Genomic DNA, 13,118 nt, shown 5'->3' with positions numbered 1-13,118 from the left:
CGAGGTTCGGTCGAATCAGACTCTTGATTTGCCGCATGAGTGATCTTATTGTTCCCGCATGACCCCCCAGCCGGGCTCGGCTGCCGACGTCCTGACGCTCATCAGCGCCGGATCGGCGACCACCCGTTCCGATCTCGCGCGCCTCACCGGACTGGCCAGATCCACGATCTCCCAGCGGGTCGACGCGCTCATCGAGCGCGGCCTGGTCGAGGAGAGCGAGAGCGGCGAGTCCACCGGCGGCCGCCCCCCGCGCCAGCTCCGCCTGCACACCGAGGAGCACGCCTTCGCCGGCGTCGACCTCGGCGCCACCCACTGCCGGGTCGCGCTCATGGACCTGACCGGCGGCCTGCTGGCCGAGTGCGAAGACCCGCTGGAGATCGGCGAGGGCCCCGACAAGGTGCTCGCCCACGTCGACCAGCGGCTCGACCGGCTGCTCGGCGAGGCCGGACGGCCCCGCGCCGCGCTGCGCGCCATCGGCATCGGCGTGCCCGGCCCGGTGGAGTTCGCCACCGGCCGCCCCAACAACCCGCCGATCATGCCCGGCTGGAACGACTACCCCGTCCCCGAATACTTCGACGGCATCCAGGTGCTCGTCGACAACGACGTCAACGTCATGGCGCTCGGCGAGCACCGCAACGCCTTCGCCGGCACCAGCCACCTGCTGTTCGTCAAGGTCGGCACCGGCATCGGCTGCGGCATCGTGGCCGACGGCAAGCTCCACAGAGGAGCCCAGGGCTCGGCCGGCGACATCGGGCACATCCGCGTCAGCGGCCACGACGACGCCGGCTGCCGCTGCGGCAACAGCGCCTGCCTGGAGGCCGTGGCCGGCGGCGCCGCCATCGCCCGGCGGCTCGCCGAGCTCGGGCTGGCCGCCGAGACCGGCGCCGACGTCGTCGCGCTCGTCCAGGCCGGCAACACCCAGGCGCTGCGGCTGGTCAGGGAGGCCGGCCGGCTCATCGGCGAGGTGCTGGCCGGCCTGGTCAACTTCTTCAACCCCGAGGTCATCGTCATCGGCGGCGCGCTGTCCCGCGTCCACGAGCACCTGCTGGCCGGCATCAGGGAGACCATCTACCGCCGGTCGCTGCCGCTGGCCACTCACCACCTGTCCATCACCCCGAGCCGCACCGGGATCAACGCCGCCGCTCTCGGCGCGGGCCTGCTCGCCATCGAGCACTACCTGTCACCGGACAACATCAACCGCATCGTCAACGCCTGAAGGGGACCCCCGATGCTGGTCATGAAGGGCATCGTCAAGCAGTTCCCCGGCGTGCGCGCGCTCGACGGGGTCGATCTCGACGTACGGGCGGGCGAGGTCCACTGCCTGCTCGGCCAGAACGGCGCCGGCAAATCCACCCTGATCAAGGTGCTGGCCGGCGTCCACCAGCCCGACGAGGGCACGATCGTCTTCAACGACGCGCCCGTCCGGCCCGCCAGCCCCATCGACGCCATCCGGCTCGGCTTCGCCACCATCTACCAGGAACTCGACCTGGTCGACGGCCTCAGCGTCGCCGAGAACATCTTCCTCGGCCACGAGCACGCCCGCTTCGGGTTCGTCAACCGCCAGGCCGGCCGCCGGGCCGCCCGCGAGGTGCTGGATCGCCTCGGCCACGGCGAGATCCGCCCCTCCACCGAGGTCGGACGGCTCTCACCGGCCGCCAAACAGGTCGTCTCGATGGCCCGCGCCCTCTCCCACGACGCCCGCCTGATCATCATGGACGAGCCGTCGGCCGCCCTGGCCCACGACGAGGTCGCCAACCTGTTCCGCATCATCCGCGAGCTCACCGCCCAGGGCGTGGCCGTCGTCTACATCTCCCACCGGCTGGAGGAGATCCGCGAGATCGGCGACCGCGTCACCGTGCTCAAGGACGGCCGCACCGTCGCCGTCGGCCTGCCCGCCCGCGACACCCCCACCGCCCAGATCGTCTCCCTCATGACCGGCCGCAACGTCGAGTACGTCTTCCCGCCCCGCCCCACCCGGCCGCCCGGCGAGGAGGTGCTGCGCGTGGAGAACCTGACCGCGCCCGGCCTCTTCGCCGACGTCTCCTTCTCCGTGCGCGCCGGCGAGATCGTCGGACTGGCCGGGCTCGTCGGCAGCGGACGCTCCGAGATCCTGGAAGCCGTCTACGGAGCCCGGCCCGCCTCCGGCCGCGTCACCCTCGCCGGCCGCCCCGCCCGCCGCCGCGTGACCGGCGCCGTCCGGCAGGGCATGGGCCTGGCCCCCGAGGAGCGCAAGGCCCAGGCCCTGCTGCTCGACCAGAGCGTCACCGCCAACATCACGCTCGGCACCCTGCCGCAGTTCGCCAGGTTCGGCTGGATCGACCGCGGCCGCGAACGAGCCGAGGCCGCCCGCCTGGCCGAGCTCCTCGACATCCGCCCGCCCGACCCCGAACGCCCGATCAGGACCCTGTCGGGCGGCAACCAGCAGAAGGCCGTGCTCGCCCGCTGGCTGCTCGGCGGACGCAGACTGCTGCTGCTCGACGAGCCCACCCGCGGCGTCGACGTCGGCGCCCGCGCCGAGCTGTACGCCGTCATCCGCGACCTGGCCGACCAGGGCATCGGCGTGCTCCTGGTCTCCAGCGAGGTGCCCGAGGTGCTCGGGCTGGCCGACCGGGTGCTCGTGCTGCGCGAGGGCGCCGTCATCCACGAGGGCCAGGCGGCCGGCCTGGACGAGCACCGCGTACTGGACATGATCATGGATGGGAGGGCCGCGTGATGAGCGACCCCATAGAGGCGCCCGAACGACCCGCCGCCGGGCTCGCCCGGCCGAGACCGTCCCTGCTGAACGGGGTCGCCGAGATCCGCCACCTCGGCCTGCTGGGCGCGCTGGCGCTGCTCGTGGTCGTCGGCCTGGTCACCCGGTTCGACAACTTCGCCACCACCTCCAACCTGGTCAGCATCCTGGCCCTGGCCGCCACCATCGGCGTGATCACCGTCGGGGCCACCTTCGTGATCATCGGCGGCGGCATCGACCTGTCCGTCGGCGCCGTCATGGCCCTCGCCTCGGTCTGGGCCACCACGCTGGCCACCCAGTCGTACGGGCCGGTGGTGATGGCCGTCTGCGCGATCCTCGTCGGCACCGGGGCCGGGCTGGTCAACGGCCTGCTGATCGCCTACGGGCGGATGGTGCCATTCATCGCCACCCTGGCCATGCTGGTGGCCGCCCGCGGCCTGGCCCAGCGCATGTCCGACAGGAAGACGCAGCTCATCCACGTCGAGAGCATCGTGCAGCTGTCCACCACGCGGCTGCTCGGCATCCCGCTGCTGGTCTACGTGTTCGCCCTGGTCGTGGTGCTGGGGTGGATCGTGCTCAACCGCACCACGTTCGGCCGCCGCACGTACGCGGTCGGGGGCAACCCCGAGGCGGCCAGGCTGGCCGGCATCGACGTACGCAGGCACACGATGCTCCTGTACGCCCTGTCCGGCTTCTGCTGCGGCGTCGCCGCGATCCTCATCATGGCCCGTACGACGACAGGCTCGTCCACCCACGGCGACCTGTACGAGCTCGACGCCATCGCCGCCGTCATCATCGGCGGCACCCTGCTCACCGGAGGCCGGGGCACGATCATCGGCTCGATCCTGGGCCTGCTGATCTTCACCCTCATCACGAACCTGTTCATCCTCAACGGGCTCAACACCAGCGACCAGCTGATCGCCAAGGGCCTGATCATCGTCGTCGCCGTCCTTCTCCAGCGGCGGAACCTGAAAGCGAGAGCAACATGAGTGAGAACGTCGCGCGCAGGGGATTCCTCGTCGGCGGGGCAGTGCTGTTAGCGGCGGGTTGCACCAGCAACGAGCCGGCGGCCGCTCCCTCGTCGGCGGCGCCCGCGCCCGCCCCCGCCGCGAGCGGCAACGACGAACCCGGCCAGAAGGTGACGATCGGCTTCTCCGCGCCGGCCGCCGACCACGGCTGGATCGCGGCCATCGCCAAGAACGCCGAGAGCGCGGCCAAGCAGTACGGCGACGTCGACTTCAAGGCCGTCGAGCCGACCAACGACATCAACCAGCAGATCTCCGCCGTCGAGTCGCTGATCGCGGCCAAGGTGAACGCCCTGGTCATCCTGCCGAACGACGGCCAGCAGCTCAACCAGGTCGCGCTGCAGGCGACGCAGGCGGGCATCCCGGTCATCAACCTCGACCGGGTGTTCCCCGACAAGCTGGCCTACCGGACGTGGATCGGCGGCGACAACTACGGCATGGGCGTCGCGGCCGGGCACTACATCGGCAAGCAGCTCAAGGACAAGGGCGTCGCGAACCCGGTGATCGTGGAGATCCAGGGCATCGCCACGCTGCCGCTGACCCAGGACCGCAGCAAGGGCTTCGCCGACGCGCTGAAGACGTACGGGTTCAGCGTCACGGCCAAGCAGGACGCCAAGTTCACCGTCGAGACCGGCAACCAGGTGGCGACCTCGCTGCTGCAGGCGCACAAGAAGATCGACGCCCTGTGGAACCACGACGACGACCAGGGCGTCGGCGTGCTGGCCGCCATCAAGGAGGCCAACCGCGACGAGTTCGTCATGGTGGGCGGCGCGGGCTCGCTGAACGCCATGAAGGAGATCCAGGCCGGCACGTCGGTGCTCAAGGCCACCGTCACCTACAGCCCGACGATGGCCTCCTCGGCCGTCAGGCTCGCCAGGTTGATCGCGCAGGGCAAGGGCATGAGTGACCTCGTGGAGAATCAGGTTCCCCAGTCGATCACCCTCGCGTCGGAGACGATCACCAAGGAGAACGTCGACAAGTATCTGGCGCTCGGATTCGAATCCTGATCGGGGGTTGCATGTCAGACAAGACCACCATCGGCGTGGGCATGATCGGCTACGCGTTCATGGGCCGCGTCCACTCCCAGGCCTGGCGGAGCGTCGGCGCGTTCTTCGACCTGCCGCTCGCGCCGCGCATGGCGGTGCTGGCGGGCCGGTCGAAGGAGCAGACCGCCGCCGCGGCGGCCCGGCTCGGCTGGGCCGACGTCGAGACGGACTGGCGGGAGCTCGTCCGGCGGGACGACGTGCAGATCGTCGACATCTGCACGCCGGGCGACTCGCATGCCGAGATCGCGATCGCCGCGCTGCGCGCCGGCAAGCACGTGATCTGTGAGAAACCGCTGGCCAACACCGTCGCCGAGGCCGAGGCCATGGTCGCGGCGGCGGCCGCGGCGCCGGGCAGGAGCATGGTGGCCTTCAACTACCGGCGGGTCCCCGCGGTGGCCCTGGCCCGCCGGTACGTCGAGGAGGGCAGGCTCGGCGAGATCCGGCACGTACGCGCCCAGTACCTCCAGGACTGGATCGTGGACCCGGAGTTCCCGCTGGTGTGGCGGTTGCAGAAGGACAAGGCGGGCGCGGGGGCGCTCGGCGACATCGGCTCGCACATCGTGGACGCCGCCGAGTTCGTCACCGGTCAGCGCGTGGCAGGCGTGTCGGGGCTGACGGAGACGTTCGTCAAGGAGCGTCCGCTGGCGGGCGAGTCGGCGGGGCTGGCGGCCTCCCGCGCCGAGGAGCGGGGGGCGGTCACGGTCGACGACGCCGCGCTGTTCATCGGCCGGATGTCGGGCGGCGCGCTGGCCTCCTTCGAGGCCACCAGGTTCGCGACCGGGCGCAAGAACGCGATGCGCATCGAGGTCAACGGGCAGCTCGGCAGCCTGGCGTTCGACTTCGAGTCGATGAACGAGCTGTGGTTCAGCCAGGGCGGGGGCGGGTTCGAGCGGATCCTGGTGACCGAGCCGGACCATCCCTACGTGGGGGCGTGGTGGCCGCCGGGGCACGGGCTCGGCTACGAGCACACCTTCACCCACGAGATCAAGGACTTCCTGGAGGCCGTAGCGGCCGGCACCGACCCTTCGCCGTCGTTCGCCGACGGGCTGCGGGTGCAGCGCGTGCTGGCGGCGGTGGAGGCGAGCGCGGCCGACGGCGGCAGGTACACCCCTGTGGAGGACTCATGAGACCAGTAACGCTGTTCACCGGGCAGTGGGCGGACCTGCCGTTCGAGGAGGTGTGCAGGCTGGCGGCCGAATGGGGCTACGACGGCCTGGAGATCGCCTGCTCGGGTGACCACTTCGACGTGGCGCAGGCGGTGGCGGACCCGTCGTACGTGGAGCACAAGCGCGCCCAGCTCGACAAGCACGGCCTGAAGGTGTGGACGATCTCCAACCACCTCGTCGGCCAGGCCGTCTGCGACCATCCGATCGACGAGCGGCACAAGGCGATCCTGCCGGCGCGCATCTGGGGCTCGGGCGACCCGGAGTCGGTGCGGCGGGCCGCGGCCGAGGACATGAAGGACACCGCGCGGGCGGCGGCGGCGCTCGGCGTGGACACGGTGGTGGGGTTCACCGGGTCGTCGATCTGGCACACCGTGGCCATGTTCCCGCCGGTGCCGGCGTCGATGGTGGAGGCCGGCTACCAGGACTTCGCCGACCGCTGGAACCCGATCCTCGACGTGTTCGACGAGGTGGGGGTGCGTTTCGCGCACGAGATCCACCCGAGCGAGATCGCCTACGACTACTACACGACGCAGCGGACGCTGGAGGCGATCGGGCATCGTCCGGCGTTCGGGCTGAACTGGGACCCCTCGCACATGGTGTGGCAGGACCTCGACCCGGTGGCGTTCATCCTCGACTTCAAGGACCGGATCTACCACGTCGACTGCAAGGACACCCGGGTCCGGATCGGCGACGGGCGCAAGGGGCGGCTGTCGTCGCACCTGCCCTGGGCGGACATGCGCCGGGGCTGGGACTTCGTCTCCACCGGGCGCGGCGACGTGCCGTGGGAGGACTGCTTCCGGGCGCTCAACTCGATCGGGTACGACGGGCCGATCTCGATCGAGTGGGAGGACGCGGGGATGGACCGGCTGGACGGCGCCCGGGAGGCGCTGGGGTACATCCGGCGGCTGAACTCCATCACGCCGCCCGCCACGGCCTTCGACGCGGCCTTCTCCACCACGTAGGGACCACGTAGGGCGGTCACGGGCCGGGCGACCGCGCGTCCGGCCCGTGCCGGACGTCCGGGGCGGGCCGGCGGGCGGTCATCAGCCCGACGATCATGATCAGCCCGCAGACGAGGAACGGCCAGCCGTACGGCCGTCGTGGCGCCCAGCCGTCGAAGGTGGTCGCCACCCCCACCAGGGTGACGGCGGCCGCCGCGAGCCACCCGAGCGCCCGCCCGGCCGCGCGGGCGCGCAGCCACGCCAGCAGGATCGCCAGGACGATCCCCGGCCAGGCCATGAGGACCAGGTCCCAGGCGTGGGCGGGCCCCGGCGCGTGGGCGCGCAGCGCGCCGTTCAGCGGGCCGGCGGCGAGGTAGAGCGGGAAGGCCATGACAGCCATGGCCAGGTCGCCGTACAGGCCGTCGCCGAGGCGGCCGTCCTGGGTCAGCCAGGTCAGCGTCAGCACCGCGGCCCCGTACGCGCCCGGCGCGAGCGCCGCTGACAGTCCCTGGACCCTGGCGATGGCTGCGATCATCGGACGCCTTCCCCTGCCACGTCACCGCTCCGGCGATCCCACGGTAGGGCCCCCGGCGGGCCGCGGCCGGGCGCATGGGAAACCCTTGCCGCAACCGGTCAGGACGCTGGGGGAGCGGGTGGCGGGCCGTCGCCGTCCTTGGCGCACGCCGGCGCGTCCGCCTCCGCGCCCCCGACAGCGCCGCCGGTGGCGCTGCCGGGGCTCTGCCGGACGCCCAGCTCGACGCAGCAGTGGCCCGGCCGCGGGATCAGGGTGGCCTGGACGGCCGGGGCGTCGAGGCCGTCGAGGAAGCCGGCCAGGAACGCGTGGTTGATGCCGCAGACCAGCTCGGGAGCCTTGGCGGCCAGGGGGTGGAAGGGGCAGTTGCGCAGCCGGACCAGGGTTGGGGTGTCGCGGCTGGGCTCGAAACCGTGGCGTTCGAGGACCTGCTGGGCGCAGGTCAGGGCGCGCTCGGGGCCGAGCCGGGCGCCGCGCAGCCCGCCGCGCTCGGTGTGGCCGAGGTCGTGGCCGCGCTCGCGGGCCAGGCGGCGGGCGGCCTGACCGGCGCTCTCGCCGGGCGTCTCGGCCAGCACGGCGTCGAGCAGGATGTCGGCCAGCAGGACGGGTTCGCGCTGGGGGATGCTGACCTGGACGTCGAGGTCGGAGGGTTCGTACACCTTGGGGGCGCGGCCGACGCGGCGCAGCCCGCCCGGCTGTTCGTAGCGGGTGGCGAGGAGCCCGGCGTCCACCAGTTTGTCCAGGTGGAAGGCGGCGAGCTTGCGGGAGATCCCGACGCTCTGGGCCGCCTCGTCGCGGGTGACGGGCCGCCCGGCGCGGCGGATGAACTCGTACATGCTGCGGCGCAGGTCGTCGCTGAGCGCGGCGACCGCCGCGAGGCTCGTGGAGTCGGACGTCACGCATCCACCTTAACGCCTAGAAAACTTGTGAATCATCTGAAGCCATGCCTTTGTGCTGGGGAGGTTGACGCCGCCGCCGAATATGTCCAAGACTTGTTGGTGAAATAGGAGGTGGGTCATGGACGAGCTGACCGGCCGGGCCAAGCGGCCGGTGACGGCGCTGGCCGGCCCGTACGGGCATCCGGCGCACCCGATCCTGGTCACGGTGCCGATCGGGGCATGGGTGGCCAGCCTGGTCTTCGACGTCGCCTCGCACGTGGTGTCGCCGGGCGGCTTCCTGGCCCAGGGGTCGGTCTGGCTGATCGCCCTCGGCGGCCTCGGCGCGCTGGCCGCCGCCTGCGTGGGGTTCCTTGACCTGTTCGCCATCCCGCCCCGCACGCCCGCCTTCCGCACCGGCCTGGTGCACATGGCGCTCAACCTGGCGGTCACCGCCGGGTACGCGGCCGGGTTCGCCTGGCGGCTGGGCGGCGGCCCGCCGGGGCCCGTGCCGGTGGGGCAGGTCGCGCTGTCGGCGGCGTGCCTGACCGTGCTCGCGGTGTCGGGCTACCTGGGAGGCAAGCTCGCCTTCCGGTACGGCGTCCGGGTCGCCGGCGAGGAGACCCAGGCCGAGGGGTTCACCACCGGCCCGCCACGGTGAGGTGCCGCCTTCGGACACCCGTCCTCTGACATACGAACGGCTCATCTGGAAAGAAGGAAGATCGTGGAGATCGCGGCACTGATCACCTGGCTCGTCACCGCCGCCGGCGGCTTCTACATGCTCGGCACCTGGATCGCCCGCGGCGGCGTGGCCCAGCAGAAGGCCGGCGAGTCCCGGCTGCCCGCCCCGGTGCTCTTCGGGCACTTCCTGCTCGCCGCGGCGGGCCTGGTCGTGTGGATCATCTACCTGTTCGCCGACGCCCGCGGGCTGGCCTGGCTCGCGTTCGGGCTGCTCGTGCCGGTCGCGCTGCTCGGGTTCGTCATGCTGGCGCGGTGGATCCCCGTCCACCGGGCGCGCGTCGCCCGGCTCGGCTCCGGCCCGGCGGCGCCCGGCTCGCCGGTTCCGGCCGAACGGCACTTCCCCGTCGCGGTCGTGGCGGGGCACGGGCTGTTCGCGGTCGTGACCGTCGTCCTGGTGCTGCTCACCGCGCTCGGCGTGGGCGGGAGCTGACGTGCGCCGCGATCACCACACCCTTCGCCCAGGAACAGGACAGGAAGAGGAGATCCGACCATGCCTGCACCCGCGACCATCGTGATCGCCGGCGGCGGCCTCGCCGCCGCCAAGGCCGCAGAGGCCCTGCGCGGCGAGGGCTTCGACGGCCGGCTCGTGCTGGTCGGCAGGGAGACGCACCTGCCGTACGAGCGGCCGCCGCTGTCCAAGGACTACCTCCAGGGCGCCGGCGAACGCGACAAGATCTTCGTCCACGACCGTTCCTGGTACGCCGAGCACGACGTCGAGCTGCGGCTGGGCGTCGAGGTCACCGGCATCGACCCGGCCGGCCACCGGGTCGCCCTGAGCGACGGCGGGCAGCTCGGCTACGACCGGCTGCTGCTGGCCACCGGCTCCCGGCCGCGCCGTCCGGACATCCCCGGGGCCGACCGGCCCGACGTGCTGTACCTGCGCACCGTCGACGACAGCGAACGCCTGCGTGCCACCCTGGCCGGCGCGGGCCGCGTCGCGATCCTCGGGGCTGGCTGGATCGGCCTGGAGGTGGCCGCCGCCGCCCGCGCCGCGGGGGCCGAGGTCACCGTGATCGAGACGGCGTCCGCGCCGCTGCTGCGCGTGCTGGGGCCGCACGTCGCCGGGGTGTTCACCGCGCTGCACCGCGAGCACGGCGTGCGCTTCCTCTTCGACGCCCGCCCCGCCGAGATCACCGACGCCGGGGTGCTGCTCGACGACGGGTCCCGCGTCGAGGCGGACGTCGTCGTGGCCGGCGTCGGGGCCGAGCCGGACACCGACCTGGCGCGGGCCGCCGGGCTGACCGTCGAGGACGGCGTCAAGGTCGGGGCCGACCTGCGCACCTCCGACCCCGACATCTTCGCGGCCGGCGACGTCGCCAACGCCTACCATCCGCTGCTGGGCCACCACGTCCGGGTCGAGCACTGGGCGAACGCGCTCAACCAGCCCGCCACCGCCGCCCGCGCGATGCTCGGCCGGGACGGCGACTACGACAACCTGCCCTACTTCTTTACCGACCAGTACGACCTGGGCATGGAGTACGTCGGCCACGTCCCGCCCGGCCGCACGCCCGACGTCGTGGTCCGCGGCGACCTGGAGGCCCGCGAGTTCATCGCCTTCTGGCTGGACGAGCAGGACAGGGTGCTGGCCGCGATGAACGTCAACGTCTGGGACGTCACCGACCACACCCAGGCCCTCATCCGGTCGCGCAGGCCCGTGGACCGGACCCGGCTCGCCGACCCCGGCACCCCTCTCGACCGGCTCCTGCCCTCCTGAGGCGAAGGTCGCGGCACGGGACGGCCCGTCCCGTGCCGCACCGGAGACGGTCAGCGCACGACGCGGCAGACCAGGGCGTCGGAGGCGCCGCGCAGCGCGGACATCACCACGTCCGTGGTGAGGAACTTGCAGGCCAGGTACGGGTCGCCGGAGCCGGCGTACGTCATCGGGCCGGGGCCGCCGGTGTAGCAGCGCAGGCCGCCGGCCTCGTAGAAGCCGATCCACGAGGACGAGCTGACCTTGGCGTGACAGTAGTCGCCGATCGAGACCGGCCCGAAGGTGACGTCCACGACGGCGGCCTGGGCGGGCGCGGCGAGGGCGAGCAGGCCGGCGGAGGCGAGGGAGAGCAGGGCGAGGCCGCGACGAAGCATGGATACTCCTTGGGGGGTGGTGGGCACTCAACCCGGAGTATCCGTTAGGAAACTTTCCTTAGCAATGGGTCCGCGACCGGTTCCGCCGATCGCCGTCCGACCTGCCCGGGGCCGGAGAGTCGTGCTCCGGCCCGGGGATCGGCGCTCAGTCCATGATGACGATCTGGCGGAGCACCTCGCCGCCGCGCAGGGCCGCGACGGCGTCGTTCAGATCGCCGAGCCGGATGCGGGCGCTGATCAGCGATTCCAGGTCGAGCTGTCCCGCCTTGTGGAGCTTGGCGAAGTAGGGGAAGTCGTGCCGCACGTCGGCCTCGCCGTACAGGCTGGACAGCAGCTTCTTGCCCTCGAACAGCAGGCTGAAGGCGGAGATGGAGACCATGTCGTCCACCGCGCCCGCGCCCACCACGATGACGTCGCCGCCCGCCCGGGTGAGCTGCCAGGCGCTCTGGATGGTCGCCGACTTGCCGACGACCTCGAAGCCGTAGTCGAAGCCGCTGCCGCCGGTCAGCTCGTTCAAAGCCTCGGGCACCTGCTCGGGCGTGATCGCGTGCGTCGCGCCGACCTTCTTGGCCAGGGCGTGCTTGGACTCCAGCGGGTCGACGGCGAGGATCGTCCTGGCGCCGGAGACGCGGGCGCCCTGGATGACCGACAGGCCGACGCCGCCGCAGCCGATCACCACGACCGTGGAGCCGGGACGCACCTTGGCGGTGTTGATCGCGGCGCCCACGCCGGTCGTGATGCCGCAGCCGATCAGCGCCGCCGCCTCCCACGACACGTCGTCGTCGATCTTGATCGCGCCCTGCCAGGGCACGATGACCTCCTCGGCCCAGGTGCCGCAGCCCGCCATGCCGAACGCCGTCGCGTTGTCGCCGCCGAAGCGGAAGTTGCCCTTGCTGAAGGACTCGATGACGTACTTCATGCACATGTACGGCTGCCCGCCCACGCACAGGTCGCACGACTGGCAGGCCGGGCGCCAGCTGATCACCACGTGGTCGCCCGGCGCGACCGACGTGACGTGCTCGCCCACCTCGACCACCTCGCCCGCGCCCTCGTGGCCCGGGATCAGCGGCACCGGCTGCGGAAGCACGCCGGACATGGCCGACAGGTCCGAGTGGCACACGCCCGTGGCTCTGATCCGTACGCGGACATCGGTCGGCCCGACGGGGGCCAGGGTGATGTCGTCGCGGATGTCCAGCTTGTCGTTGCCTACGGCGTGCAGGATCGCGGCGCGCATGGGGTTCCTCCTCCGGCTACGGCTAGTCCTCTAGCGACAGGGCGGCTTTCGGGCAGGACCTGACCGCGCTGCGGACGCGGTCCTGCATCTCGGGGGGTGGTTCGGGGAGCAGGATGTGCAGCTGGTCGTCGTCGTCCACCTCGAAGACCTCGGGCGCGAGCCCCATGCACACGGCGTTGGCCTCGCAGACCAGTTCATCGACCTTGATCTTCATGTGAGCCTCCTGTGATCCCATGAGACCACTTTGGTGCGCTCGACGACGTAGGCGATCCGTTTTCTGCCGGTCTGCTCGACGTAGGGGGTCAGCAGGTCGTCCGGCACGCCCGGTGTCATCCTGCGCGCGATCATCATGCCGATGGCGAGCACCCGGTCGCGGTCGTCCACCTGCTCGGCCACGCCGTACACCAGGACGCCGCGGAGCTGGTCGTAGTCGTCGCCCGCCTCGACCAGGCAGCTCACCCGCGGGTCGCGGGCCAGGTTGCGGGCCTTTTGCGCCTTGCCGTACGTCCAGAAGGCGATGCGGCCCTCGTCCAGCCCGTAGAACATGGTCACCAGGTGCGGTGTCCCGTCGGGGTTGATGGTCGCGAGCTGGACCTTGCGCGAACCCTCCAGGAACGCCGTGACCTCGTCGTCGGACATCGCGATGCGAGCGCGCTGATTCACGTGCCAAGTAGAACAGGTTGCAAAGAAGCACGGCAAGAGGTCCCTGGAATGTTGTTCGGTTCGGCTAGGGTGCATGCCT

General features: G+C 71.7%; 15 protein-coding genes. 9 read left to right on the top strand and 6 right to left on the bottom strand.

From position 1 onward, the window contains the following. Nucleotides 1-58: 58 nt before the first annotated feature. From ACIBST_RS45980 to ACIBST_RS45955, 6 genes are read left to right on the top strand one after another with little or no spacing between them, the layout of a single operon-like run. Nucleotides 59-1,216 carry an ROK family transcriptional regulator gene (locus ACIBST_RS45980; RefSeq protein WP_397179777.1) on the top strand — a complete coding sequence of 386 codons (1,158 nt, stop codon included), beginning with the start codon at nt 59-61 and terminating at the stop codon, nt 1,214-1,216. Between the two features lie 12 nt (nt 1,217-1,228). Continuing rightward, nucleotides 1,229-2,713, top strand: a complete 1,485-nt coding sequence (locus ACIBST_RS45975) for a sugar ABC transporter ATP-binding protein (RefSeq protein ID WP_397179776.1) — start codon at nt 1,229-1,231, stop codon at nt 2,711-2,713. Next, on the top strand, nt 2,713-3,720 hold the full coding sequence (locus ACIBST_RS45970) for an ABC transporter permease (RefSeq protein WP_397179775.1): 1,008 nt from the start codon (nt 2,713-2,715) through the stop codon (nt 3,718-3,720). Before ACIBST_RS45975 ends, ACIBST_RS45970 begins: the two co-directional genes overlap by 1 nt. Then, complete coding sequence (locus tag ACIBST_RS45965) at nt 3,717-4,763, top strand: ABC transporter substrate-binding protein (protein WP_397179774.1); 1,047 nt, start codon at nt 3,717-3,719, stop codon at nt 4,761-4,763. The genes ACIBST_RS45970 and ACIBST_RS45965 overlap by 4 nt, the downstream gene beginning before the upstream one ends. An 11-nt stretch (nt 4,764-4,774) precedes the next feature. Then, complete coding sequence (locus tag ACIBST_RS45960) at nt 4,775-5,929, top strand: Gfo/Idh/MocA family protein (RefSeq protein ID WP_397179773.1); 1,155 nt, start codon at nt 4,775-4,777, stop codon at nt 5,927-5,929. Then, a complete protein-coding gene (locus ACIBST_RS45955) occupies nt 5,926-6,930 on the top strand; it encodes a sugar phosphate isomerase/epimerase family protein (protein ID WP_397179772.1) in 1,005 nt (334 codons plus the stop codon). Before ACIBST_RS45960 ends, ACIBST_RS45955 begins: the two co-directional genes overlap by 4 nt. A 16-nt stretch (nt 6,931-6,946) precedes the next feature. On the opposite strand, the gene ACIBST_RS45950 is transcribed toward ACIBST_RS45955, so the two are convergent. Both ACIBST_RS45950 and ACIBST_RS45945 read right to left on the bottom strand, forming a co-directional pair. Then, complete coding sequence (locus tag ACIBST_RS45950; protein ID WP_397179771.1) at nt 6,947-7,444, bottom strand: hypothetical protein; 498 nt, start codon at nt 7,442-7,444, stop codon at nt 6,947-6,949. A 98-nt stretch (nt 7,445-7,542) separates the two neighbouring features. Next, nucleotides 7,543-8,340, bottom strand: coding sequence for a helix-turn-helix transcriptional regulator (locus tag ACIBST_RS45945; RefSeq protein WP_397179770.1), 798 nt, complete (start codon nt 8,338-8,340; stop codon nt 7,543-7,545). Between the two features lie 118 nt (nt 8,341-8,458). Between ACIBST_RS45945 and ACIBST_RS45940 the strand changes: the two genes are divergently transcribed. The 3 genes from ACIBST_RS45940 (at nt 8,459) to ACIBST_RS45930 (ending at nt 10,771) form a co-directional block, all read left to right on the top strand. Continuing rightward, nucleotides 8,459-8,977, top strand: coding sequence for a DUF2231 domain-containing protein (locus ACIBST_RS45940; RefSeq protein WP_397179769.1), 519 nt, complete (start codon nt 8,459-8,461; stop codon nt 8,975-8,977). A 63-nt stretch (nt 8,978-9,040) separates the two neighbouring features. Beyond that, nucleotides 9,041-9,487, top strand: coding sequence for a hypothetical protein (locus ACIBST_RS45935; RefSeq protein ID WP_397179768.1), 447 nt, complete (start codon nt 9,041-9,043; stop codon nt 9,485-9,487). A gap of 60 nt (nt 9,488-9,547) precedes the next feature. Next, nucleotides 9,548-10,771, top strand: a complete 1,224-nt coding sequence (locus ACIBST_RS45930) for an NAD(P)/FAD-dependent oxidoreductase (RefSeq protein WP_397179767.1) — start codon at nt 9,548-9,550, stop codon at nt 10,769-10,771. 50 nt (nt 10,772-10,821) lie between these two features. Here the strand turns inward: ACIBST_RS45930 and ACIBST_RS45925 are convergent, their stop codons facing one another. The 4 genes from ACIBST_RS45925 to ACIBST_RS45910 all read right to left on the bottom strand — a co-directional run bounded on the left by ACIBST_RS45925 (nt 10,822) and on the right by ACIBST_RS45910 (nt 13,039). Beyond that, on the bottom strand, nt 10,822-11,142 hold the full coding sequence (locus tag ACIBST_RS45925; protein WP_397179766.1) for a hypothetical protein: 321 nt from the start codon (nt 11,140-11,142) through the stop codon (nt 10,822-10,824). 145 nt (nt 11,143-11,287) lie between these two features. Beyond that, a complete protein-coding gene (locus ACIBST_RS45920) occupies nt 11,288-12,376 on the bottom strand; it encodes a Zn-dependent alcohol dehydrogenase (protein WP_397179765.1) in 1,089 nt (362 codons plus the stop codon). A 22-nt stretch (nt 12,377-12,398) separates the two neighbouring features. Further along, entirely contained in the window at nt 12,399-12,590 is a 192-nt protein-coding gene (locus ACIBST_RS45915; protein ID WP_397179764.1) for a ferredoxin, read from the bottom strand. Then, nucleotides 12,587-13,039 carry a pyridoxamine 5'-phosphate oxidase family protein gene (locus ACIBST_RS45910; protein WP_352324010.1) on the bottom strand — a complete coding sequence of 151 codons (453 nt, stop codon included), beginning with the start codon at nt 13,037-13,039 and terminating at the stop codon, nt 12,587-12,589. Before ACIBST_RS45910 ends, ACIBST_RS45915 begins: the two co-directional genes overlap by 4 nt. Nucleotides 13,040-13,118: the final 79 nt, after the last annotated feature.

Source organism: Nonomuraea sp. NPDC049684 (assembly GCF_044465345.1).
Classification (GTDB): domain Bacteria; phylum Actinomycetota; class Actinomycetes; order Streptosporangiales; family Streptosporangiaceae; genus Nonomuraea.
This window is presented reverse-complemented; position numbering and strand designations above follow the sequence as displayed.